The organism is Pseudomonas sp. FG36 (assembly GCF_057809275.1).
Genome location: NZ_JBMDJQ010000008.1, coordinates 23,067 through 46,409, shown reverse-complemented (window position 1 = coordinate 46,409; position 23,343 = coordinate 23,067). Strand labels below are relative to the sequence as shown.

Below are 23,343 nucleotides of genomic sequence, written 5' to 3'. Positions count from 1 at the left end.
CGCAGGCTTGAATCGAGGGGCGGGGCCGTGCAGTATTGCGCCGAATTACATGGTACATGCCATGGTACGAATAGGTGGAATAAACAATGGCCCGCAATGGCATAGACAAGGCTTCCGTGCAGCAGGCACGGCAGGCGCTGATGGCCCGGGGTGAACACCCCAGTATCGATGCGGTACGTATCGAGTTGGGCAACACCGGCTCGAAGACCACTATCCACCGCTACCTCAAGGAACTGGACCGGCAGCCGCTGGAGTTGCTGGGTAGCCAGGGAGCCTTGAGCGAACCGTTGGCGCGATTGGTCGAACAACTGGCCGCCCAGCTGCAGGAGGAAGGGCAGGCCCGGATCGCCGCCGCCGAGCAGGCGGCGCAGGCGCGTTGTGCGGCGATGCAGGCCGAGCTGCAACTGACCCAGCGCGACCTGGCCGGCGCATTGCGCCAGGTCGAGGCCCTGACCGCTGCGCTGCACGCCGAGACTCAACGGCTCACGACCGCCCAGGCCAGCCTGCAGGCCGAGCAGTTGCGCAGCGCCAGCCTCAGCCAGTCACAGGGTGAGTTGCAGGCGCGCTTGGCCGACAAGGACGGGCAACTGCGCGCCAGCCTCGAGCAGCGCCAACAGGACCAACGCCGCAACGAGACCCAGGTGCGCCAGCTGCAAGGCCAGTTGCAGACCTTGCAGCAGGGCGCCCTGGCGCGTCAGGACGAGCTGACGCGCCTGCACCGCGACAATGAGCGCCTGCTCGCCGAACATCGCCAGGCCACGGCCCGGGGCACGCTGGTGGACGAGCAACTGCAGCAGCGTGACGCGCAAGTGCAGGGGCTGCGCGCCATCCTCGCCCAGGCCCAGGGCGCCAACGACGAGATGCGTAGACAGCTGGCAGCTCGAGCCGCGGATACACCGACCCTGTAGAGCATCGCTGCGACAGATGCGCCGTTCGTTCAATCGCTGAGGTCAGGCACCAGGCAACACTGGCGGCTCCAACCATGACTGGAGCCATCCATGCGTATCCTCTATGCCCCGTGTTTCTTCTTCGGTTTCATTGCCACCGCGGTGTGGCTGATCGATCTTGACGCCGATATCCTCTGGCTGCTGCCCCTGCTTGGCGTGGCGATCCTGCTGTCGTTCACCTGCGAAGCGCTGTGCCCCTACAAACCGGTCTGGAGCGAGGCGGCAGGCGAGGGCGGGCGCGATGGTCTGCACGCGCTGGTCAACGAAACCCTCAATATCGCCAGCATCGCCGCCATCCCGCTGTTCGCCGGCTGGCTGCCGGCCACAAGCCTGTGGCCCAGCCACTGGCCCGTGCTCGGGCAACTGTTGCTGGCGCTGCCCTTGGCCGACCTGGGCATCACCCTGGTGCATTACGCCAGCCATCGCAGCGCGCTGCTCTGGCGCCTGCACGCGGTGCATCACAGCGTGACCCGGCTGTACGGCTTCAATGGCTTGATGAAGCACCCGCTGCACCAGATGGCCGAGGGGCTGGGCGGCGTGCTGCCTTTGCTGCTGCTGGGTTTGCCGCAGGATGTGGCAGCGCTGCTGGCGTTCTGCATCGCGGTCCAGCTGCTGTTGCAGCACAGCAATGTCGACATGCGCATCGGCGTTCTGCGCCATCTTTTCGCCTGGGCTCCCGTGCACCGGCTGCACCACCTGAAGTACGGCACCTTGGGCGACGTCAACTTCGCGCTGTTCTTCCCGGTCTGGGATCGCTTGCTCGGTACTGCACTGCACCTGCCGGGCTATGGGTTGGCCGATGACGACATGGGCATCGGCGACCGTCCGGACTATCCCAAAACGTACCTTGCGCAACTGCGTGAGCCGTTCCGCCCAGCGGCCACGGCGCAGCCGCCGGCAGCCGTGCCGAAAAGCCTGCGTCAGGCGCTAGAGCACGTCTGAGCGCAGGTGGCGCAGGGCTTCGCTGGCACGGATGCCGAATTGCTGGCGCAGGCTGCGGCTCAGGTGCGCCGAGTCGGCGAAGCCGGCGGCCATGGCCGCCTCGGTCAGGCTGGCACCGGACAGCGCCTCGCCCAGGGCCATGCGCAGGCGTTGCCACAGCACCATGCGCCGCACCGACAGGCCAAGGCGGCCACTGAACAGGCGTTCGAGCTGGCTGACCGACAGTGCCGCTGCCTGTGCCAGCTCCGTCGCCGGCAGGCGCTGCTCGTCTAGCGCGCGAATGCGTGCCAGGGCCCGCGCCAGGCGCGGATCCAGCGGGCGGCGTGGTGCCTGGCGCAATGCCTGGGCGAGGCTTGAGATATCACGGGGGGCTTGGCGGCAGACGTCGAGCAAGGTCTCCAGGGAAATCGCCAGGGGCTCGGCGAACAAGGTGATGCAGGCGGTGCCGGGCGCGAGAATGGCGTGGGGCTGCAACGAGGCGATGGCCAGCATGTCGCCGCGGTGCTCTTCGCCATTGACCTGCAGGCAGGCTTGGCCCTCGAGGGCGAGCACTACCTGGTGGGCATAGTGGGCATGGACACCGGTGTGGCCCGCCGTGCCGAGCAGCAGGCCGTGATCATCGGCCAGCCAGAGCCGACCTCGCCAGGCGCTGTGCTGTGCTTCGCTCATTGCGGGTTCCCTATCCGTTTCGGCGCTCGATCACTCAGGCGAGTGGCTATCGTGCAAAGGCCGATTATGCTTGAAGTGACTTGCCGCGATTCGAGGCCGTGCCTCGTCGTGCTTCGCGCAGCCTGCAATGCCTTTGGGCCTGGGTGCGTGCTTTGGCTATCTGATGGAGCACTCCGGTCTACCACAACCAGACGGAGGCGACCCATGGCGGTCCTTGACAGCGCATCCACGGGCAGTAGCGCGCCCCAACGTGGCATTTCCCGGGAGGAGCGCAAGGTCATCTTCGCCTCTTCGCTGGGCACAGTGTTCGAATGGTACGATTTCTACCTGTACGGCTCGCTGGCGGCAATCATTGCCAAGCACTTTTTCGCCGGGGTCAACGAAACCACTTCGTTCATCTTTGCCTTGCTGGCTTTCGCCGCCGGCTTTGCCGTGCGGCCATTCGGGGCCATCGTGTTCGGTCGCCTGGGCGACATGATCGGGCGCAAGCACACCTTCCTCATCACCATCGTGATCATGGGCGTGTCCACCGCAGTGGTCGGGTTGCTGCCCAGCTATGCGACGATCGGCGTGGCCGCGCCGGTGATCCTCATCACCCTGCGGTTGCTGCAGGGGCTGGCATTGGGCGGGGAGTACGGCGGCGCTGCCACCTATGTGGCCGAGCATGCGCCCAAGGGCAAGCGCGGTTTCTTCACCGCGTGGATCCAGACCACCGCCACCCTCGGGCTGTTCCTGTCGCTGCTGGTGATCCTGGCCTGCCGTACGGCCATGGGCACCGAGGCGTTCGAGGATTGGGGCTGGCGGATACCGTTCCTGCTGTCGATCCTGCTGCTGGCGATTTCGGTGTACATCCGCCTGCAGCTCAACGAGTCGCCGGTGTTCATGAAGATGAAGGCCGAGGGCAAGGCGTCGAAGGCGCCGCTGACCGAATCGTTCGCCCGTTGGGACAACCTCAAGGTGGTGATCATGGCACTGCTCGGCGGCACCGCCGGCCAGGCGGTGGTGTGGTACACCGGGCAGTTCTACGCGCTGTTCTTCCTGCTGCAGACACTGAAGATCGACCCGCAGACCGCCAACCTGCTGATCGCCGGTTCCCTGCTGATCGGCACACCGTTCTTCATCGTCTTCGGCAGCCTGTCCGACCGCATCGGGCGCAAGAAGATCATCATGGCCGGCTGCATCATTGCCGCGTTGACCTATTTCCCGATCTTCAAGGCGCTGACCGAGTACGGCAACCCGGATGTGTTCGTTGCCCAGGAGCAGAACCCGGTCGTGGTGGTGGCTGACCCCGGGCAGTGCGCCTTCCAGTTCGACCCGGTGGGCAAGGCCCGCTTCACCAGTTCCTGCGACATCGCCAAGAGCCTGCTGGCCAAGCGGGCGATCCCGTACGAGAACGAAAAGGCCGAGCCCGGCAGCGTGGCGCAGATCCGTATCGGCGAGCGGGTGATCCCGAGTTTCGAGGGGACAGGCCTGGCCGCGGCTGAACTGAAGACGCAGGCCGACGCCTTCACCGCCACCCTGACCGGCGCCTTGAAAGAGGCCGGTTATCCCGAGAAGGCCGACCCTGCGAAGATCCACTACCCGATGGTGTTGCTGCTGCTGACCATCCTGGTGATCTACGTGACCATGGTCTACGGGCCGATCGCCGCCTGGCTGGTGGAGCTGTTCCCGGCGCGGATCCGCTACACCTCGATGTCGCTGCCGTACCACATCGGCAACGGCTGGTTCGGTGGCTTCCTGCCGACGGTGGCCTTCGCCATGGTGGCGGCGACCGGGGATATCTACTACGGGCTGTGGTATCCGATCGTCATTGCGGTGATGACCGCGGTGCTGGGTATCTTCTTCCTGCCTGAGACCAAGGATCGAGATATCAATCACACCTGAAGGATGAAGGTCCGCTGCTGCAGCAATGGCTTGGTTCACGCCATCACTGCAGGAGCGGCCCCGGTCAGTCGAAGTAACCGCGCAAGGTGTACCGGTAGCCGACATCCACCTCCGAGGCCTGTGGGCGCGCATAGGCCTTTTTCATGACGAATTCGAACGCTGGTTCGTACAAGCCGTCGCGCACCACGGCGCCCGCGAGCACTTCCACCGAGTACCAGCCGTTGTCCAACTCGATGATCGGCCGGCCCGGCTCCTGGTAGCGCGCCAGCAGATCACCCAGAGTCTTGTTGGTGAAGTGCTGCAGGATGCGCCAGGTGAAGAGCATCACGGCGCCGTGCTCGACCCTCAGCACATGGCCCGAACGACGGTGCTTGAGGCGGCTGCCGGGCTCGAGCAGTGCCGGGGTGCGTTCGTCGAGGGTGAATAGGATGCGGTAGGGCAGGTTGTCGACGCCGGCCAGCGGCAGGATCACGCCTTGTTGCACCGCCAGGTCGCCGCTGTCGCTGCTGGTGAACGCGCGCGCCAGGTCGTCGGGCAGGTCTTGGTCTTCCTTGAACTGTTCGAGCAACTGGATATCGCCCAGCAGGAAATAGTCGACCAGGTCGTTGAGCACTTCGCTGAATTCGTAGCGCATGGGGTGTCCTTGTTCTGGCTGCGCCGAGGAAGTCAGCAATGTAGCAGCCTCAGCGAGGGGCGCCAGCACCTGCGGTGGCGAGACTTCAGACTGGCTTCAGATTTGCGCTCGATACTGCCTCCACTGAAATGAGCGGGGGCCCGTCATGACCGAGCTGAATTGGAACACCCTGTTTCCCGTGGGCATTGGCTGCCATGCGCAACACCAGGCCCGACTACTGCTGCATGGGCCGGATACGCCAGGACGACTTGAACTGGAGCAGTTCATTCACGCGCGATTCGCCTGCGTGCATCACGCCGATGTGCATCATTACCTGCCCGAGCTGCTGGGGCTGCGTGATCGCCATGACCGCCTGATCGCCGCCGCCGGCGTACGCCTGGCCGGCAGTGAGCCGTTGTTCCTGGAGCGCTACCTCGACGTGCCGCTTGAGAGTGCCGTGGCCAATGTGGCGGCGGGGCCGGTCACCCGAGAGCAACTGGTGGAAGTGGGCAACCTGGCCGCGCTCAGCGCCGGCAGCGCGCGGATCATGATCGTCATAGTGACCTGGCTGCTGGCGGCGCGCGGTCTGCAGTGGGTGGCATTCACTGGCGCGGCGACCTTGCTCAACAGCTTCCGCCGACTAGGGCTGGAGCCCACGGTCGTGGCCCAGGCTGCTGCCCACCGCCTGGGCGAGGAGTCCGGCAACTGGGGCAGCTACTACGCACAACAACCCCAGGTGTTCGTCGGCAATATCGGCCAAGGCCACGCGGCACTGGCCCGTGCGGGCGTGTTCGAACGGCTGGGCCTGCCAGTGGCGAATCAGGAGAGCGGTCATGCCGCATGACATCCTGGCGTTTTTCGAAACGCTGCAGGTCCATGCCCGCCACCGTGGCGAGCAACCGGCGCTGCTGGGCAGTGACGAACGCTTCAGCTACGCGCAGTTGCTGGGTGAGGTTCGTCAGCGAGCGGACTGGTTGCGCGAACAACCTGCCGGCACCTTCGCCCTGGCAATGGATAACGGCCCGCAAACCCTGCTGTGGGACCTTGCCGCGTTACTGGCCGAGCGGCCGATCCTGCTGCTGCCGGGCTTTTTCAGCGCGGCCCAGCGACGTCACTGCCTGACGCAGGGGGGCGTCTCACTGGTGGTGGCCGACAGCGCGCTTGCCGATGAGTTGGAAGCCTGTGGGTTCATCCGCGGCACGCGGTTCTGGCGCCGTGATCCGCTTGCGTCACCGCGAATGCCGCTCGGCACCGCCAAGATCACCTACACCTCCGGCACTACCGGTGCGCCCAAGGGCGTTTGCCTGGGAGCCGCGTCGATGCTGCGCGTCGCCCGCGAGCTTGAAGTGGCCAGTCGGGAGGCGGCGCCAGGCAAGTACCTTGCCGTACTGCCGCTGGCGGTGTTGCTGGAAAATCTGGGGGTGTACGCGGCGTTACTGGCCGGCGCCGTGGTCATGCTCCATCCGCAGGCGCAACTGGGTATCCGCGGCGCCAGCCAGGTGGACTTCGCGCGTCTGCTCGGGGCGATCGCCCTGAGTGGCGCAGAGAGCCTGATCCTGGTCCCGCAACTGTTGCTGGGGCTGGTCACGGCCATCGAGCGCGGGGCGATGTGTGTCGGCCCGTTGCGTTTTGTCGCCGTGGGCGGTGCCCGGGTGGCCGCCAGCCTGCTGTCGCGCGCAGCAGCGGTGGGCCTACCGGTGTACGAAGGCTACGGCTTGTCCGAGTGCGCATCGGTGGTGTGCCTTAACCGTCCCGGGGCGCTACGCCCGGGCAGTGTCGGCCGGCCGTTGCCCCATGTGCAGGTGCGCATCGCCGAGGATGGCGAGGTGCTGGTGGCCGGCTCGGCCTTGCTCGGTTACCTCGGCGAGCCCGCGTTCGACGGCCAGTGGTGGCCGACCGGAGACCTTGGCCAGCTTGACCGTGACGGCTACCTGCACCTGTCCGGGCGCAAGAAACACCAGTTCATCACCAGCTTCGGGCGCAACGTCAACCCTGAATGGGTCGAGGCCGAGCTGACTCAGGGTGGCGTCATCGCCCAGGCCTTTGTGCATGGCGAGGGCCTGCCGGGCAACCTGGCACTGCTCTGGCCGCTCGACCCGCAGGCCAGCGATGAGCAGATCGAACGTGCGGTTTGCCAGTGCAATGAAGGCCTGCCGGACTATGCCCGGGTCCATGCCTGGCGACGCTTGTTCGAGCCGTTGAATGCCGAGGCGGGGACCCTCACCCCCAATGGTCGCCCACGCCGCGAGGCGATCCTGCTGCATTACCAGTCCCTGTTGTCCATTCTCCAACAAGCATGAGGTTCGCCATGTCTTTTTTCGAAAACCTGCAAGCACAGACCGCCAGTGAGCGCGAAGCGCTGTTCGGTGTCCCGGTGATCCGCGATGCTCTTGGCGGGGTAGTCAGCCTGGAAGGTTATGTGGCCTTCCTGACCCAGGCATATCACCATGTGCGCCATACCGTACCGTTGATGATGGCCTGTGGCGCTCGTCTGCCGCCGCGTCTGGAGTGGCTGCGTGGCGCTGTGTGCGAATACATCGAGGAGGAATACGGTCACGAACGCTGGATCCTCGACGACATCGCCGCCTGCGGCGGCGATCCGGACAAAGTACGCGACGGTCGTCCTGCGCTGTCGATCGAGCTGATGGTCGCCTTCCTCTACGACCTGATTGCCCGGGGCAACCCAGTGGGGCTGTTCGGCATGGTCAATGTGCTCGAGGGTACCAGTATCGCCCTTGCCACCCAGGCCGCCGGCAGGATACAGGGCAGCCTGGGGCTCCCGGACCAGGCGTTCAGCTACCTCAGTTCCCACGGCGCCCTCGACCAGGACCATATGGTGACCTACCGCGGCTTGATGGATCGCCTGGAGGACAGTGGCGATCAGCAGGCGGTTATCCATGCCGCCAAGGTGGTCTACCGCCTTTACACCGAAATGTTCCAGCACCTGCCACGGGCGGGCCAGAGTGAGGTGCGGCATGCGCTTGCCTGATTGCGTGGTGGTGTTGACCGGGGCCAGTGGCGGAATCGGCCTGGAGCTGGCCGAGCAGCTGTGTGCCGCCGGCGCACGGGTGCTGGCGGTGAGCCGGCACCTTGGCCAGCTGGCGCAGTTGTTGAACCGATATCCGCAGCAATTGCGCTGGCAAGTGGCCGACCTGCGCTGTGCCCAGAACCGCGAGGACGTGCTGGCGGCCGCGCGGTCCATGGGCGGCGTCAACGTGTTGATCAACGCCGCCGGGGTCAATCGCTTTGCCTTGCTCGACCAGCTTGACGAGGCGGCGCTCGACGAGTTGCTGGACATCAACCTCAAGGCCGCGCTGCAACTGACCCGGGCCTGCCTGCCGCTGCTGCGCGGGCAGCCTCGAGCTCTGGTGGTCAACGTCGGCTCCACCTACGGCTCGATCGGCTACCCCGGCTATGCCGCCTACTGCGCCAGCAAGTTCGCCCTGCGCGGCTTTTCCGAAGCGCTGCGCCGTGAACTGGCCGACACCCCGGTGAATGTGTTGTACGCCGCGCCCCGGGCAACGCGCACGGCGATGAACAGCAGCGCCGCCACGGCGCTCAACCAAGCGCTGAAGGTGGGCGTGGACCAGCCGCGGGACGTTGCCCGCGCGGTGCTCGACGCGGTCCAGGCCGAGCGCAGCGAGGTGTACCTGGGCTGGCCGGAAAAACTCTTCGTGCGTTTGAACGGCATGCTGCCTGGGCTGGTCGATCGCGCCCTGCGCAAGCAACTGCCGCTGATTCGCCGCTTTAGTGCCCACCCGGGCAAGGAGTCAGGCAAATGAAACATCTGCTATTGGCCAGTGTGCTGGCCTTTTCGCCCTTTGTCTGGGCCCTCGACCAGGCCGGCAACCAACGCCTGAGCGAGGTGCAGCAGCGCTGGGCGCAGATCCAGTACCAACTGCCCGAAGCGCAGCGCGCCGAGGCCTTCGAGGCGCTGGCCGAGGACGCGGCGGGGTTCGTCCGTCAGTACCCGGGCTCGGCGGAACCATTGATCTGGGAGGGTATCGTCAACAGCAGCTGGGCCGGTGCCACTGGCGGGCTCGGCGCGCTGGGCAAAGTCAAGGCCGCCCGTGCCAGCCTGGAGAAGGCGTTGGCGCTGGACCCAAAGTCCTTGCAAGGGTCGGCCTACACCAGCCTGGGGGCGTTGTACGACCGGGTGCCGGGCTGGCCCTTGGGGTTCGGTGACCAGGACAAGGCCGAAGCGATGCTGCGCCAGGCCCTGGCGATCAACCCTGACGGTATCGACAGCAACTACTTCTGGGCTGACCACTTGTACCGGCAGAGCCGCTACGGTGAGGCCCGCGCTGCCTTGGACAAGGCCCTGCACGCCGCGCCGCGGCCAGGACGCGCGCTGGCCGACCAGGGCCGGCGCGGGGAAATCGATGCTTTACTCAAGGTCATCAAGGACAAACAGGACTGAGCATGCGCCTGCTACTGGTTGAGGATGACGCCGCCTTGGGCGAGGGAATCTGCGATGGCCTGCGTCTGGAGGGCTACACCCTCGACTGGTTGCAGGATGGCCAGAGTGCGTTGCATGCGCTGAGCGTCGAGAGCTTCGACGTGCTGGTACTGGACCTGGGGTTGCCGCGTCTGGATGGCCTGGAACTGTTGCGGCGGCTGCGCGCCGCGGAAAACGCCATGCCGGTGCTGATCCTTACCGCGCGCGACGGGCTGGAGGATCGCATCGCCGGGCTGGATGCCGGTGCCGACGATTACCTGGTGAAACCCTTCGACCTCAACGAACTCAAGGCCCGTCTGCGCGCCCTGCTGCGGCGCAGCGCGGGCCGCGCCCGGGTGTTGATCGAGCATGCTGGCGTGAGCCTCGATCCGGCGACCCAGCAGGTGCGCTACAACGGTCAGCCGGTAGTACTCACGCCCAAGGAGTACCTGCTGTTGCACGAGCTGCTTGCCCAGCCAGGCAAAGTCTTCACCCGCGAGCGCCTGAACCAGTTGCTCTACGGTTGGGACGAGGAGCCTGAGAGCAATACCCTTGAAGTCAACATCTACCAGTTGCGCAAGAAGCTGTTCAACGGTTTGATCCGCACAGTGCGCGGTATCGGCTACCTGGTGGAGGGGTGCGCATGAGTTCGCTGCGCCAGCGCACACTGTGGCGGGTTATGCTGTTGCTGCTGGTCGGTAGCGGTCTGTTGGCGCTGTACAACTATCACGACAGCCGCCATGAGATCACCGAAGTCTACGATGCCCACCTGGCGCAGAATGCTCGACTGTTGCAGGGGGTGATGAGCCTGCCGGTGCACGAGCAGAACCGTCAGGCGCTGTACCAGGCATTCGACGAGGCGCTGAGCAAGGCGGGGCGGCACCGGGTCGGCCATCCCTACGAAAGCAAACTGGCCTTCCAGGTGTGGGACGACCGCGCCACCTTGCTGGTGCATACCCCCAGCGCACCCGCTTTCGCGACGCCGCCGAGCAAACCTGGGTTTTCCGACATGCTGGTGCAGGGCCAGCGTTGGCGTGGTTTCGTGCTGCCGGTGCCAGAGAAGCACTGGCTGATCTGGGTGGGGGAGCGCAACGATGTGCGCTACGACCTGATCGACAGGATCGTGCGCCACACCTTGATGCCGTTTCTGCTCGGCAGCCTGGCATTGGCGCTGCTGGTCTGGGCGGCTATCGGCTGGGGGCTGCAGCCGTTACAGAACATGGCCCGGGTGATCCGTGGCCGGCACGCCGAGTCCCTGGAACCTCTGCAGCTGGTGCCGTTGCCCAAGGAACTGGAGCCGATGCAGGCGGCGATCAACCGGCTGCTGGCGCAGATCAAGCAATTGCTGCGCCGAGAACACCGTTTCATTGCCGATGCCGCCCACGAGATGCGCACGCCGCTGGCGATCCTGCGCCTGCACGCGCAGAACGCCCAGGCGGCCACCGGTGAGGCTGAGCGCGACAAGGCCCTGGGGTATCTGATCGGAGGCGTCGACCGCCTGACCCGGGTGGTCAACCAACTGCTGACCCTGGCCCGCCTTGAACCTCGCCTGGCGCAGCGCAACTGGGCCAAAGTCGACCTTGGCGCGCTGGTTACCGAGACCCTGGCGGAGCTGACCCCGTGGATCCTCGAACGCGGTCAGGAGCCTTCTCTGGAGATCGCCGAAGGCGTTGACTATCGCTTGTTCAGCGATGCCGGGGCCCTGGGGATCGCCCTGCAGAACCTGGTGACCAACGCGGTGGATCATTCGCCCTCGGGAGGACGGGTGCGTGTGGGCCTGCGCCGCGAGGAGCAGGTGTTGGTGCTGGAAGTGCAGGACGAGGGCCCAGGTATCGAGCAGGCGGACCTGGAGCGGGTATTCGAGCGTTTCTACAGCAAGGACGCGCCCAATGGTGCCGGCCTGGGCTTGTCGATCGTGAGCACTGTCATCCAGCGCCTGGACGGTAGCGTGCAATTGCGCAACGCCTCACCGCGGGGACTGTGCGCCACCCTGCGGTTGCCGGCGGCGCAGAGCTGATCAGTGGCGCTGGGCGATCTGGATCAGGTTGCCGCAGGTGTCGTCGAACACCGCCACGGTGACCGGGCCCATGGCAGTAGGTGGCTGAGTGAAGTGCACACCCGCCTTGCACAGCCTTTCATATTCAGCCTGGATGTCGCGCACGCCGAACGAAGTGGCGGGGATGCCGTCCTGCTTGAGGGCGGCCTTGTAGGTCTTCGCCGCTGGATGGACATCGGGCTCGAGTAGCAACTCGACGCCATTGGGATCATTGGGGGAGGTGAGGGTGAGCCAGCGGTACTTGCCCATGGGGATGTCGTGCCTGGGCTCGAAGCCCAGGACATGGTGGTAGAAGGCATGGGCCTTGGCCTGGTCGTCGACGAGGATGCTGGTGACTACGATCTTCATGGGTATCCCTCTTGCGGGGCATCGTGCACCTGATACTGGGGGAGTATAGAAGAGGGGCCTGATTCATGGGGGCGGGCTGCTGCGTGAACGTTGGTGGCGGCCTGCCCCCAGTGCAGGCGACGCGGTGGATGGCACTCGTGGCCCTTGGTGCGCTGTCAGCATTTCACCAGATCGAACAGCGAGCGCATCGCCCGTGTCGCCATGCGACGCATCACCGGCGCCTGCAGGCGTTGCGCGGGGCCACCGGCACCCAGCGCGGCCACCACCTGGCCGCGCAGGCGCAGGGGCAGGGCGAAGCAGTGCAGGTCCGGGCGCGAGGCGGCAAGGTCAAGGGCGAAGCCTTGGTTGGCTACCTGGTGCAGTTCCTGGGCAAGGGTTTCCGGGACCGCTCGGGTACGGAGCAACTGCCTGGCCAACTGACGATCATGGGCCAGCAGCACTTTGCCGATCGCTGAAGTGGCCAGGCCATCGCGACGGCTGTCTAGTGGCTGCTGCAGGGACAGGCCGCGGCCATCCAGCGCCGCCAGCGTGAGGTAGGCACGAGTGCCCCCGGGCACGGCGAGGAAGCAGTTCTCCCCACACAGTTCGGCGAAGGCGCGCAATGCTGGCGTGAAGGCCTGGCGCAGGCGTTGCTCGGTCTCGTTAAGCGGCTGCGCCAGCTGCCGCAGGCGCAGGCCGAGGGCGTAGCAGCGCTGCTCGCGGGTGACATAGCCGAGCGAGATCAGCGTGTCCAGCAGGCCATGGACCGTGCTCTTGCCCAGGCCACTGCGCGCTGCGAGGTCGTTAAGGCGTGCCCGACCGCCTTCGGCGCGAAGGAGTTCGAGCAAGAGCATGGCGCGCTCCAGGGACTGGATCTGGCGGGGGCTGGTGGTCATGGGCGATCCCGGTGTTCGATGGCCGTTCATTGTGCCTGCAATCGTCGGGGTGTGCAGGCGCACCGGGAGTCTGCGGTTCGGCAATGTCGAACTGCGGGGCTTTTATGGGGGCAATCCAGCTTTTGGCTGGTGTCGCGGCATAGACTCGCCGGCACTTCAACCAGCCAGAGGAATCAGTACATGGATCTGCAACTGCAAGGTGCCCGGGTCGTCGTCAGCGGCGGTACTCGGGGGATTGGCCGGGCCATCGTCGAGTGCTTTCTCGACGAAGGCGCCCAGGTGGCCTTCTGCGCCCGGGACGAGGCCGGAGTAGGCCGGGTCGAGGCTGAGCTGGGGGGCCAGGCCTGCGGCAGGGCGGTGGACATTACCGACGCCGACCAGGTCGAGGGGTGGATCGCCGCCGCCGCCGAACGCATGGGCGGGATCGACATCGTCGTGCCCAATGTCAGTGCCCTGGCCCATGGCAGCGAGGCGGCCGTGTGGCGGCAGGCCTTCGAGACCGACCTGCTGGGCAGCGTCGGGCTGGTAACGGCGGCGCTGCCCTGGCTCAGGAGTTCCGCGCAAGCGGCGGTGGTGTTGATTTCCAGTGTGTCCGGGCGCGAGCTGAGCAGTTTCGACGAACCCTACGGGGTGCTCAAGGCTGCCCTCAACCACTATGGCAAGACGCTCTCGGCGCGTCATGCGGCAGAGGGCATCCGGGTCAACTGCGTGTCCCCCGGCAATGTCTACTTCGCCGACGGTGTCTGGGGCCGTATCGAACAGGAGCAGCCCCAGGCGTTCGCCCGCAGCCTGGCGGCCAATCCGCTGGGGCGCATGGCCCGGCCGGACGAGGTGGCGCGGGCCACGGTGTTTCTGGCCAGTCCCGCAGCCAGCTTCATCACTGGCACCAACCTGCTGGTCGACGGTGGCCTGACCCGCGGTGTGCAGTTTTGACTGCACTCGCACCCGGTATCGAAGCGAGCCACGGCCATGACCGGACAGACGGCACAAATGCCTAATGCGAAAGTGATATCAGATCGCTTGCATGCCTTCGGCGCCGATCTATGCTCAGGACATTCCGTGAGCACAGGAGGCCCGGTCCATGTTCGAGTACCATCGCAAGTCCGACTTGATCGAGATACAGCGCAGCCGGCAGGCCTTGGCGGGCATGGAGGCGAAGCTGGCAGCGATCAGCCGTTCCATGGCGATGATCGAGTTCGCGCCGGATGGCACGATCCTCGAGGCGAACGAGAATTTCTGCAAGACCATGGGCTACAGCGCTGACGAGATCCGCGGCAAGCACCACCGGCTGTTCTGCGACCCGGCCTACGCCAAGAGCGCCGAGTACCAGCAACTCTGGCGCGAACTGGGCGAGGGCAAGGCCATCAGCGGTACGTTCGAGCGCCTGGACAAGGCGGGCCGCGAGGTGTGGCTGGAGGCCAGCTACATGCCGGTGATCGATGAGCGCCAGCAGGTGACCAGCGTGATCAAGGTGGCCTCCGACATCACCCGCCACGTGATCGAGGAGCACGAGAGCGAAAGCCTGCTCAAGGCAATCGGCCGTTCGATGGCGGTGATCGAGTTCACCCCGGCCGGGCGGGTGATCAAGGCCAACCAGAATTTCCTCGACACCATGGGCTATCGCCTCGAGGAGGTGGTGGGGCGCCACCATGGGCTGTTCTGCCTGCCGCACGAGCGCGAGTCGGCCCAGTACCGTGATTTCTGGGCCTCGCTCAACCGCGGCGAGTACCATTCACATCGCTTCGAGCGGGTCAACAAACAGGGCCAGACTGTTTACCTCGAGGCGTCCTATAACCCGATCTTCGACAACAAGGGCCGGTTGTACAAAGTGGTGAAGTTTGCCAGTGACATCACCCGCCAGGTCAGCACCCAGCAGACCGCCGCCGATGCCGCCCATGCCAGCTCGATGCAGACCGATGCCTGCGCGCGCAAGGGCACCCAGGTGGTACAGCAGGCGGTCGAGGTGATCGAGCAGATCTCATGCGAGCTCAACGACGCCGCCCGCACCATCGACGCGGTGAGCAAGCAGTCCGAGGTGATCGGCCAGATTGTCCTGACCATCCGCGGCATCGCCGACCAGACCAACCTGCTGGCGCTCAATGCCGCCATCGAGGCGGCCCGGGCCGGCGAGCATGGCCGTGGCTTCGCCGTGGTCGCCGACGAGGTGCGCAACCTGGCGGCGCGGACCAGCAAGGCGACCCTGGAGATCGTCGAAGTGGTGCGACAGAACCATGACCTGTCGTTGACCGCGGTGGCCAGCATGCAGTCGAGCCTGACCCGCACCGGCCTGGGCGTGGAACTGGCCAACGAGGCCGGTACGGTGATCATGGAGATCCAGCAGGGTTCGCGGCACGTGGTGGACGCCATCAGCCAGATCAATTCGACCCTTCAATTGCACTGAGGCTCTGGCGCAGCTCGTGCTCCAGGGTGTGCAGGCTCGACCGTAGCTGGGCGAGCCGTTGTTCAACCGGCTGCCCCAGGGCTATGGCCTGCTCCAGCGCTTCGCAATCCTGCCTCACGCCCCTGACCTTGAGCATCCGCGCGCCGCCCTTGACCCGATGGACCAGCGGGGCGAGGGCTTCGGCTGCCGGATTGGCACCGAGCGCGTGCAGTGCCTGCAGGTCTTCGGCGCTGCTTTGCGCCAATTGCTCCAGCAGGCGCCTGACCAGCCTGTCATCGTCCTGGGTGAGGTGGCGCAACTGCGCCAGGTCGAAGCCGCTGGCTCGGGGCGCCTCGGCGGCCAGCGGCAGGCAGGCCTTGAGCGCCTGCAGGCCGATCGGCTTGAACAGGCATTCATCCATGCCGCTGTCCAGGCAGCGCTGGCGTTCCTCGGCCTGAGCGTTGGCAGTGACGCCGATGATTCGAACTGCGGGCAGGTTTTCATCGTGCTCCCGTGCACGAATCTGGCGGGCCAACTCATGGCCGTCCATGACCGGCATGCTGCAGTCGGTGATGACCACATCGAAATGGCCGTCCAGCCAGAGCGACAGCGCGGCCTTGCCCTGGTCGGCGAGGGTCACGTGATGACCCAGCGAGCGCAGTTGCTTGTCGAGCAGCAACAGGTTGGCGGGGTAGTCATCGACGACCAGGACTTGCAGCGGGCCTGCATCGGCTTCGATCAAGGCTTTACCGGTAGGCTCGCTGGCAGGAGCCTCGGCGCCCGGCAGGCGCAGATGCACTTCGACCTGGGTGCCCAGGCCCTCGATGCTGTTCAGATTCAGCTCGCCCCCCATCAGTTCGCACAGCTCGCGACTGATCACCAGGCCCAGGCCCGCACCCTGGCGTGCCTGCCGACCATCGACCTGGGAAAAACTGGTGAACAGGCGTGCCTGGTCCATGCTGCTGATCCCCATGCCGCTGTCCTTGATTCGCAGCGTGACCTGATGCACGCCGGCATCGCTTGGAGCGATCACCAGCGACACGTCGATCTGGCCCTGATCGGTGAACTTGATCGCGTTGCTCAGCAGGTTCGACAACACCTGTTTGAAACGCAGCGGATCGACCAGCAGCCACGCGGGTGATGCGGGCAGCTGCGCACTCAGCGCAAGCCCTTTGAGGTGTGCGCTGCCTTCGAAAACCCGCAGGGTCGCACGGATCAGCTCGACCAGCTCGCAAGCCACCGGTTGCAGCGTCATGTGGCCGGACTCGATGCGCGATATATCGAGTACATCGCCAATCAGGTCGAGCAGGCCGATCGCCGAGCCGTGGGCCGCCTCCAGCGCCTGGCTGTCGCTATGGCCGTGGTGGCTCTCCTCCAGGGCCATCTCGAGCAGACCAATGACGGCGTTCATCGGTGTGCGGATCTCGTGGCTCATGACCGCCAGGAAGGTGCTTTTCGCCCGACTGGCCTGTTCGGCATCGTCCTTGGCCTGGCGCAGCTGTTCGAGCAGTCCGCGGCTGAGCGCCAGCTGTTCCTGCAGCGCGCGCTGAGCTTCGCTGCGCTGGTGGATCAGCTTGCGCAGGTAGGTGTTCCAGAACACCACGCCCGCCAGCAGCAGGGCGGCCAGCACCAGTACTTGCAGCGCCAGGGTGCGGTAGTTGCGCCAGGGGCTGTCGCTGACCGCGGTGTTGGTCCGCCACTGGTTGACCAGCTGTTCCAGTTCGTCGGGTGGAATGCTCAGCAGGGCCTTGTCGAGGATCGCCTGCAACTGCGGCTGCGCGGGGCCTACGGCGAAGGTTGCCAGGGCCGGCTCGTCACCGTGCAGGCCGGCAATGCGCAGGCGGTCCTTGAACACCTGGTTGATGAAATAGGTGGCATTGATGTGCGAGCCGAGGGCCACATCGGCATCACCGTTTGCCACGGCCTCCATCAGTTGCAGGGGGTTTTCCACATCGACGGTGTGCAGGTCGGGGTACTGCCGTTCGAGGCCTTCGTGCAGGGGCGAGCCCCGCAGCAACGCCACGCGCAGTCCTTTCAGTGGCTGCTTTGGGTCGAGGGCGGCTGTATCTCGGGGAGTAACCAGCACCCGCGGGCTGATCATGTAGGGGCGGGTGTAACGCAGGCGTTGGGCACGGTGCTCGCCGTAACCGATGGCGCCGATCATGTCTGCCTTGCCCTGAGCGACCTGCTCGACCATGTCCTCGAACGACTCCGACTCGACCACCTTGAAGCGCAAGCCGGTGCTCAGGCCGATACGCTCCAGCAGATTCAGGGCAATGCCCCGTGGTTGCTGCTGGGCGTCGGTGAAGCTCAGGGGCGCGAGCGTGGTGTTGATCATCACGCTGACCTGCCGGTGTTGCGCGATCCAGTCGCGCTCCTCCTGGGTCAGGGCATCGAGGCGGCGGTCAAGCAGCAGGCTGGTACCGCCGCCGGCCCAGCGACGCAGGATGTTCAGCCGTTCGCTGTCGGCGATGCGACCCAAGGAAAGGTCGACCAGTTGCAGCAGGCGCTGGTTTTCCCGGGTCAGGGCAAAGGCGAAGCTGCTGGCCGGGACCTTGACGAAGTGATCGACCTTGACCGTTTCCTGGAAACCCTTGGCGATCGCATAGTCGGTGCTGATGGCGTCACCCAGATAGGCGTCGGCCTGCCCCAGCGCCACCGCAGCGACTCCGGCGAGTGTCGAGCGATAGAGCTCCAGCTGGGCGCGGGGATAAAGGCGTTGCACCGCCGGCAGGGGCAGGTAGTGATCCACCATCGCCAGGCGCAGGCCGGCCAGATCGTCACCGTCGCGCAACGGCTTGCCCTTGCGCGATACGATGACCGGCAGGTCGTCGGCATAGGGCAGGCTGAGGGCCAGTTGCGCGTCATTGGCCTCGAAGGCGTTGGAGCTGCCCAGCAGATCGATCTCGCCAGCGCGCAGCGCTTCCAGAGCCAGCTCGCGGCTCGGATAGCGGCGCACCTCGACCGGAACACCCAACTGCTCGCCGATCAGGCCGGCGTAGTCTGCGCTCAGGCCTTCGTAGTCGGACTGGCTGTTGTTGATGTCGAAGGGGGGATAGTCGGGGCGCGAGCTGCCCAGCACCAGGCGCCCGCGACTGGCTAGCCACTGACGGTCGGATGCGGCCAGCGTCAGGGGCGGCGCCGCGCTCAGGGCGCGGGCCAGGAGATGGCGGGATTCGCTGTGCGCTTCGCTGTGAGCGGGCGATACCGGCAGCATGGCCAGCAGCAGGCACAGCAGGGTGCCCTTGATCATGATTCAGGCCACGTTGTTGCGTTTGGCCAGGTCGACCATTTCCACCAGCGACTCGACCTTGAGCTTCTCCATGATCCGGCCGCGGTAGGTACTGATAGTCTTGGCGCTGAGGTTCATCTGCTCGCCAATCAGTTTGTTGCTCTGGCCGGCGCTGAGCCGGCGCAGCACTTCCATTTCGCGGTTGGACAGCAGTGCCAGGCGCTCGGTCTCGCTTTCCAGGGTGTTGCTGTTGACCGCCATCTGCGGAAAGGTCGAGTAGCCTTTGACCAGGGCCTTGAGGGCGAAGACCAGGGCATCGAGGTCTTCGTCCTTGTTGACGAAGGCCGAAATGCCGGCGTCCATGCAGCGGCGTACGTAGAGATCGGCGGGCTGGCCGGTCAGGGCCATGATCCGTGGGGGCGGGTCGATCAGCTTGAGGCGCTTGATCACTTCCATGCCGTCGAGGTCCGGCAGGCCGATGTCGAGGATGACCACGTCGGCCTTGGTCTGCTCGGCCATGCGGGCGGCCTCTTTGCCTTTGCCGGTTTCACCCACGACGGTGAAGCGTTCGCGTTCAAGCAGCATGCGTACGGCGAGTCGCACAATGTGGTGGTCATCGACCAACAGCACGGATGTCATTCAGGTCACTCCTGTCAAAGTGCAGACCGCTTCCTGCGTTGAATTTCAGGCGCGGGCTGCGGACTTGCTGGGCAGCGCGCACCTTACGGGCATTCAGGACCCTTGGTAATAGGCGAGTATAGGTGTGTTGAAAATCCCGCACCAACCTGTAGAAAAGTCCTACAAGCAAGGTTCAGCACAAGGGGTCAGGCGCAGGGAACCTGGGGCTTTAGTACACGGTGTGTGGAGGCGGGGTTGTTGGCCAGCACCTTGCCGACGCGCGTGGGGCGCGCCACCAGTTGGCCGCCGCAGTTCGGGCAGCGGTCGTGGAAGTGCCGCTCGTTGCAGGTGCGGCAGAAGGTGCACTCGAACGAGCAGATCAGCGCATCCGGGCTTTCGGCGGGCAGGTCGGTGTCGCAGCATTCGCAGTTGGGGCGCAGGTCGAGCATGGTCGGGGCTTCCATCCAGTTGGAAAGCCCAGTGTGCTCCGCCGTCGCCCGCTCGGCAATCGCTTCACGAGCCGGGGCGATAGAGGTGGGCATGGCCGGCGCGATACAGGGCCGAGTCGGCGAAGGGGGCATCGCCCAGGACATGCCCGACGAGGATCAGCGCGGTACGCCGGAACCCCTTGGCGGCCACGCGCTCGGTGATGTCCGCCAGGGTGCCCTTGACACAGTCCTGGTCTGGCCAGGTGGCGCGATGGACCACGGCGATGGGGCAGTCGGCGCCATAGTGTGGCAGCAACTGCTCGACGATACGTTCCAGGTGGCGCACACCCAGGTGGATGGCCAGGGTGCTGCCATGGCGGGCCAGGTCGGCCAGCTGTTCACCGGCCGGCATTGGCGAGCTATCGCCGTAGCGGGTGAGGATCACCGTCTGCGCCACGTCGGGTAGTGTCAGCTCGCAGCCCAGCAACGCGGCGCTGGCGGCGGTGGCGGTGACGCCAGGGACGATCTGGTAGTCGATGCCCAGCTCACGCAGGTGACGGATCTGTTCGCCGATGGCGCCATACAGGCTGGGGTCGCCGCTATGCACGCGGGCTACATCCTGACCGTTGGCATGGGCCTGGCGCATGGCCTCGATGATCTGCTCCAGGTGCAGTTCGGCGCTGTTGAGCACGGTGTGTGCCTGATGCCCCTCGAGCACTGCAGCCGGTACCAGGGAGCCTGCGTAGATGATCACCGGGCATTGGCGGATCAGGCGCTGGCCCTTGACCGTGATCAGCTCGGGATCGCCGGGGCCGGCGCCGATGAAATAGACCGTCATGGGGGTTCCTTGCAGGTAAAAGGAGCGGATTATCCGCCGATGGCCAGGGCCAGGGTAGCGCCGCCGAGCCCTTGCCTTGGCACATGCAGGCGCGGCGCGGCGCCAGTGCGCCCGGCCAGGGCCAGGGCTGCGCTTTCGGCGACACCCCAGCAGCCAGTCTGGGCGTACACCGTTGTCGAGCGCTGACTGAGCAGCGCTTCGAAGGTCGACAAGTGGTTGCTGTCGAAGCAGATGAACGGCAACCCGAGCCGCTCGGCCAGTGCCAGCAGGCCGGGCTCGCGTGCCTTGGGTTCGATGCTGGCGATTGCCTTCAGCGCCGACAGGGGCAGGGCGTGGTTGGTCAGGGTCTGGCGCAGCAGCACCGCGAGCGTTTCGACCGGGCAGCCACGGCGGCAACCAAAGCCGGCATACAACGCCGGCTGGGGAACAATGTCGCGCATCAGTGCTGGCTGGAGCGGCGGAACAACCAGGCGCTGAGCAGGCCCAAGGCCACCCAGAACGCGGCGTTGGTCAGCCACGAAGCGATCTTGAACTGGGTCTCCAGCGCCTCGGGGGCCAGGCTTTCATGAACCGGTGGCTGTGGTGCGCCGATCAGGTGCGGGATCACCAGCAGGGCGACTCCGAGCACCTTGAACAGCCAGTGCTGGGCGAACACCAACAGTGCCAGACCGGCGGCAGTGGCGGCGGCGGTGCCGATCCACCAGGTCTGGCGCTGGCCAAGGTCGGCGGCGGCGGTACCAGGCAGTTCCGGTGGCAGGCCCAGGGTCGGCGCCAGGCAGAACACGGCGAAGCCCGCCAGGCCCCACAGCGCGCCGGTGGCCACGCGGCCCGGGGCACGCAGGCTGTACAGGGCGGCGAGGATCAGGGCGAAGCCGACGGCGACCACCAGGTTGCCGCCCGTGGTGGACAGGATACGCTGCCAGCCATCTTCGGGTGCCCAGGCCTCGGCGCTGTGCTCATGGGGCGCGGCGGCTTCGCCATGCTCATGCTGTTCGGCGACGGGGGCGGCGGTTTCATAGGTTTCCGCCTGGAGAATCAGCGGGGCGACCCAGAAGCTTTGCAGCAGGGTCAGCAGCAGGGCGGCGAGCAGGCCGCTGAAACCCGCGGTACGGGCGATGCGCGTGATCATGCGGGCGTACTCAGTGGCAAGGGAAGGCGGCGCTGTGGCGGGTGTCGTGGGCGGCGTTGTGCACCGCCTCGATGTGCGAGAAACCGGCGAAGTACACCAGGCACAGGCCCAGCAGGCTGGCGCCGACCGCGACGATCAGGCGCTGGCTGAGACTGACGGGGGTGGCGATACTGGGTTTGGCGTGGGTGATGGGCATGACGCGTTCCTCTGCTGCTTTTGTTGTGGCAACGGGCAGGCGCGACGCCCCCGGGCACGGCTGGCCCGGGTGATACGACAGCGCCCGCCCACCGCGGGGTGTTCTGCAAGCATGTCAGGCCGGTCTCCGGGCTGGCGAGGTGGAGCGGGGCTCCATCGACTACGTCACCTTCCCATGCCGCACGATGGGCACAGTGGTCTGACGCTTCTCTCGCTTACCGTTGCGGGGGCAGCACCGGCTTTGTCGGCCCTCTTCTAAAGGAGGCGCGACGCACCGGTTTCCCGTTTCACCCCCGTTGGGGGCACCTGAACGCAATGCGCTAGCAAATCACGGGGCCGGGCCTGCGTCAATCGCCGCGGCGGTTGACCGCCAGGCAGGCACTGCGTAGCCTTGCCGGTTCGAGGTTCCCGGGCGTTGTCCCGGGCTAAGACGGGAACGCGGTACAAGCCGCGGCTGCCCCCGCAACTGTAGGCACTGAAGGGTTCGGCACAGCCACTGCGCACGCGCGGGAAGGCGCCATCCCACCGGCTTTGATGGCCGGCGGTGCAAGCCAGGAGACCTGCCTCGCAACGTTTTCGACTTTCAACCGGGCGGGGTGATCCGGTGGCGAAACAGCCAGGCCGACACGGGCCGTGGCTGTCGTCCTGCATGCCCGCGCCATTGCTGCCAAGGGCATCGCGACATGAAAACACTGGCCAAGCTCCCCGTCACCATCGTTACCGGCTTCCTCGGCTCGGGCAAGACCACCTTGCTGCGCCATATGCTCGACAACGCCCAGGGCCGCCGCATCGCGGTAATCGTCAACGAATTCGGCGAGCTGGGCATCGATGGCGAGATCCTCAAGCAGTGCAGCATCGGCTGCTCCGAGGAAGAGGCCAACGGCCGCGTCTACGAGCTGGCCAACGGCTGCCTGTGCTGCACCGTGCAGGAAGAATTCTTCCCGGTGATGCGCGAGCTGGTGGCGCGCCGCGGCGATCTCGACCATATCCTCATCGAAACCAGCGGCCTGGCCCTGCCAAAACCCCTGGTGCAGGCCTTCCAGTGGCCGGAGATCCGCAACGCCTGCACCGTCGATGCGGTGATCACCGTGGTCGACAGCCCGGCCGTGGCCGCCGGCACCTTTGCCGCCTACCCGGACCAGGTCGACGCCCAGCGCAAGCTTGACCCCAACCTCGATCACGAGTCGCCGCTGCACGAACTGTTCGCCGACCAGCTGGCCAGCGCCGACCTGGTGGTACTGAACAAGGCCGACCTGATCGATGCCGAGGGCCTGGCCAAGGTCCGTGCCGAAGTGGCCGAGGAGCTGCCGCCGGCGGTCAAGGTGATCGAGGCAAGCAGTGGTCGCCTGCCGCTGGAGGTGCTGCTGGGCGTGGGCGCCGAGTCCGAGGCGCATATCGATGGCCGCCGCACCCACCACGACAGCCATCACGACGGCGATGACCATGACGACCATGACCACGACGCCTTCGACTCGATCTCCATCGACCTGCCCGAGGCCGACGAAAGCCTGCTGCTCGATGCCTTGACGCAACTGGTCACCGAGTTCGGCATCCTGCGTGCCAAGGGCTTCGCCGCCATTCCCGGCAAGCCGATGCGTCTGCTGATCCAGGGTGTGGGTACCCGCTTCGACAAGCACTTCGACCGTGCATGGCGCAGCGAGGAGCCACGGATCACCCGCCTGGTGCTGATCGGCCAGGACCTGGACGCGACCCAGCTGGAAGCGCGCCTGCGCCAGGCCCTGGGCGCCTGA

At 65.9% G+C, this 23,343-nt stretch carries 24 protein-coding genes, 1 pseudogene and 2 riboswitches; of the genes and pseudogenes, 14 read left to right on the top strand and 11 right to left on the bottom strand.

The window, feature by feature from the left end; all coding sequences use genetic code 11:
- Positions 1–86 precede the first annotated feature (86 nt).
- Both ACODS9_RS08710 and ACODS9_RS08705 read left to right on the top strand, forming a co-directional pair.
- The gene (locus ACODS9_RS08710) at positions 87–908 is read left to right on the top strand and encodes a DNA-binding protein (RefSeq protein ID WP_401110445.1); all 822 of its coding nucleotides are present in this window, start codon (positions 87–89) and stop codon (positions 906–908) included.
- A gap of 90 nt (positions 909–998) precedes the next feature.
- Positions 999–1,889 (top strand): sterol desaturase family protein, encoded by an 891-nt coding sequence (locus ACODS9_RS08705; protein WP_489093716.1) that lies wholly within the window; start codon positions 999–1,001, stop codon positions 1,887–1,889.
- Here ACODS9_RS08705 and ACODS9_RS08700 read toward each other — a convergent pair.
- On the bottom strand, positions 1,875–2,558 hold the full coding sequence (locus tag ACODS9_RS08700; RefSeq protein ID WP_401110451.1) for a helix-turn-helix domain-containing protein: 684 nt from the start codon (positions 2,556–2,558) through the stop codon (positions 1,875–1,877). The genes ACODS9_RS08705 and ACODS9_RS08700 overlap by 15 nt on opposite strands.
- Positions 2,559–2,762: 204 nt before the next feature.
- Between ACODS9_RS08700 and ACODS9_RS08695 the strand changes: the two genes are divergently transcribed.
- The gene (locus ACODS9_RS08695) at positions 2,763–4,442 is read left to right on the top strand and encodes an MFS transporter (RefSeq protein ID WP_367858665.1); all 1,680 of its coding nucleotides are present in this window, start codon (positions 2,763–2,765) and stop codon (positions 4,440–4,442) included.
- A 64-nt stretch (positions 4,443–4,506) separates the two neighbouring features.
- Here the strand turns inward: ACODS9_RS08695 and ACODS9_RS08690 are convergent, their stop codons facing one another.
- A complete protein-coding gene (locus ACODS9_RS08690) occupies positions 4,507–5,076 on the bottom strand; it encodes a hypothetical protein (protein WP_401110453.1) in 570 nt (189 codons plus the stop codon).
- 145 nt (positions 5,077–5,221) lie between these two features.
- Here ACODS9_RS08690 and ACODS9_RS08685 point away from each other — a divergent pair, with 145 nt between their 5' ends.
- Genes ACODS9_RS08685 through ACODS9_RS08655 form a run of 7 tightly spaced genes read left to right on the top strand, consistent with a single transcriptional unit; the run spans position 5,222 to position 11,510 of the window.
- Positions 5,222–5,899, top strand: a complete 678-nt coding sequence (locus ACODS9_RS08685; protein WP_489093715.1) for a thermostable hemolysin — start codon at positions 5,222–5,224, stop codon at positions 5,897–5,899.
- Positions 5,889–7,355: an AMP-binding protein gene (locus tag ACODS9_RS08680; RefSeq protein WP_489093714.1), complete on the top strand. Its 1,467-nt coding sequence runs from the start codon at positions 5,889–5,891 to the stop codon at positions 7,353–7,355. The genes ACODS9_RS08685 and ACODS9_RS08680 overlap by 11 nt, the downstream gene beginning before the upstream one ends.
- Positions 7,356–7,363: 8 nt before the next feature.
- Complete coding sequence (locus ACODS9_RS08675; protein WP_489093713.1) at positions 7,364–8,044, top strand: iron-containing redox enzyme family protein; 681 nt, start codon at positions 7,364–7,366, stop codon at positions 8,042–8,044.
- Complete coding sequence (locus tag ACODS9_RS08670) at positions 8,031–8,837, top strand: SDR family oxidoreductase (protein ID WP_489093712.1); 807 nt, start codon at positions 8,031–8,033, stop codon at positions 8,835–8,837. The genes ACODS9_RS08675 and ACODS9_RS08670 overlap by 14 nt, the downstream gene beginning before the upstream one ends.
- Complete coding sequence (locus ACODS9_RS08665; RefSeq protein WP_489093711.1) at positions 8,834–9,475, top strand: tetratricopeptide repeat protein; 642 nt, start codon at positions 8,834–8,836, stop codon at positions 9,473–9,475. The genes ACODS9_RS08670 and ACODS9_RS08665 overlap by 4 nt, the downstream gene beginning before the upstream one ends.
- Positions 9,476–9,477: 2 nt before the next feature.
- Entirely contained in the window at positions 9,478–10,140 is a 663-nt protein-coding gene (locus ACODS9_RS08660; RefSeq protein ID WP_489093710.1) for a response regulator, read from the top strand.
- Positions 10,137–11,510, top strand: coding sequence for a sensor histidine kinase (locus ACODS9_RS08655; RefSeq protein ID WP_489093709.1), 1,374 nt, complete (start codon positions 10,137–10,139; stop codon positions 11,508–11,510). Before ACODS9_RS08660 ends, ACODS9_RS08655 begins: the two co-directional genes overlap by 4 nt.
- Here the strand turns inward: ACODS9_RS08655 and ACODS9_RS08650 are convergent, their stop codons facing one another.
- Both ACODS9_RS08650 and ACODS9_RS08645 read right to left on the bottom strand, forming a co-directional pair.
- Positions 11,511–11,897, bottom strand: coding sequence for a VOC family protein (locus ACODS9_RS08650; RefSeq protein ID WP_489093708.1), 387 nt, complete (start codon positions 11,895–11,897; stop codon positions 11,511–11,513). It abuts the gene before it with no gap.
- A 155-nt stretch (positions 11,898–12,052) separates the two neighbouring features.
- The gene (locus ACODS9_RS08645) at positions 12,053–12,772 is read right to left on the bottom strand and encodes an IclR family transcriptional regulator (protein WP_489093707.1); all 720 of its coding nucleotides are present in this window, start codon (positions 12,770–12,772) and stop codon (positions 12,053–12,055) included.
- Positions 12,773–12,952: 180 nt separating this feature from the next.
- Between ACODS9_RS08645 and ACODS9_RS08640 the strand changes: the two genes are divergently transcribed.
- The 3 genes and pseudogenes from ACODS9_RS08640 (at position 12,953) to ACODS9_RS08630 (ending at position 15,173) form a co-directional block, all read left to right on the top strand.
- Entirely contained in the window at positions 12,953–13,705 is a 753-nt protein-coding gene (locus tag ACODS9_RS08640; protein ID WP_489093706.1) for an SDR family NAD(P)-dependent oxidoreductase, read from the top strand.
- Positions 13,706–13,853: 148 nt separating this feature from the next.
- A pseudogene (locus ACODS9_RS08635) lies at positions 13,854–14,636 on the top strand (PAS domain-containing protein); the annotation flags it as partial.
- Positions 14,637–14,678: 42 nt separating this feature from the next.
- Complete coding sequence (locus tag ACODS9_RS08630; protein WP_231867507.1) at positions 14,679–15,173, top strand: methyl-accepting chemotaxis protein; 495 nt, start codon at positions 14,679–14,681, stop codon at positions 15,171–15,173.
- Here ACODS9_RS08630 and ACODS9_RS08625 read toward each other — a convergent pair.
- The 7 genes from ACODS9_RS08625 to ACODS9_RS08595 all read right to left on the bottom strand — a co-directional run bounded on the left by ACODS9_RS08625 (position 15,148) and on the right by ACODS9_RS08595 (position 21,593).
- Complete coding sequence (locus tag ACODS9_RS08625; RefSeq protein WP_489093770.1) at positions 15,148–18,402, bottom strand: transporter substrate-binding domain-containing protein; 3,255 nt, start codon at positions 18,400–18,402, stop codon at positions 15,148–15,150. The genes ACODS9_RS08630 and ACODS9_RS08625 overlap by 26 nt on opposite strands.
- A 6-nt stretch (positions 18,403–18,408) precedes the next feature.
- Positions 18,409–19,023: a response regulator transcription factor gene (locus ACODS9_RS08620; protein ID WP_262974484.1), complete on the bottom strand. Its 615-nt coding sequence runs from the start codon at positions 19,021–19,023 to the stop codon at positions 18,409–18,411.
- A gap of 185 nt (positions 19,024–19,208) precedes the next feature.
- On the bottom strand, positions 19,209–19,451 hold the full coding sequence (locus tag ACODS9_RS08615) for a DUF1272 domain-containing protein (protein ID WP_401110506.1): 243 nt from the start codon (positions 19,449–19,451) through the stop codon (positions 19,209–19,211).
- 64 nt (positions 19,452–19,515) lie between these two features.
- Entirely contained in the window at positions 19,516–20,268 is a 753-nt protein-coding gene (gene cobM / locus ACODS9_RS08610; protein WP_489093705.1) for a precorrin-4 C(11)-methyltransferase, read from the bottom strand.
- A 29-nt stretch (positions 20,269–20,297) separates the two neighbouring features.
- Entirely contained in the window at positions 20,298–20,708 is a 411-nt protein-coding gene (locus ACODS9_RS08605) for a cobalamin biosynthesis protein (RefSeq protein ID WP_401110459.1), read from the bottom strand.
- Positions 20,708–21,397, bottom strand: a complete 690-nt coding sequence (locus tag ACODS9_RS08600) for a CbtA family protein (RefSeq protein ID WP_489093704.1) — start codon at positions 21,395–21,397, stop codon at positions 20,708–20,710. The genes ACODS9_RS08605 and ACODS9_RS08600 overlap by 1 nt, the downstream gene beginning before the upstream one ends.
- Before the next feature lie 10 nt (positions 21,398–21,407).
- Positions 21,408–21,593 (bottom strand): CbtB domain-containing protein, encoded by a 186-nt coding sequence (locus ACODS9_RS08595; RefSeq protein WP_046855330.1) that lies wholly within the window; start codon positions 21,591–21,593, stop codon positions 21,408–21,410.
- Between the two features lie 100 nt (positions 21,594–21,693).
- Positions 21,694–21,916: riboswitch (cobalamin riboswitch) on the bottom strand.
- Between the two features lie 61 nt (positions 21,917–21,977).
- Positions 21,978–22,174: riboswitch (cobalamin riboswitch) on the top strand.
- A 101-nt stretch (positions 22,175–22,275) separates the two neighbouring features.
- Here ACODS9_RS08595 and cobW point away from each other — a divergent pair.
- Positions 22,276–23,343 (top strand): cobalamin biosynthesis protein CobW, encoded by a 1,068-nt coding sequence (gene cobW, locus ACODS9_RS08590; RefSeq protein ID WP_046855331.1) that lies wholly within the window; start codon positions 22,276–22,278, stop codon positions 23,341–23,343.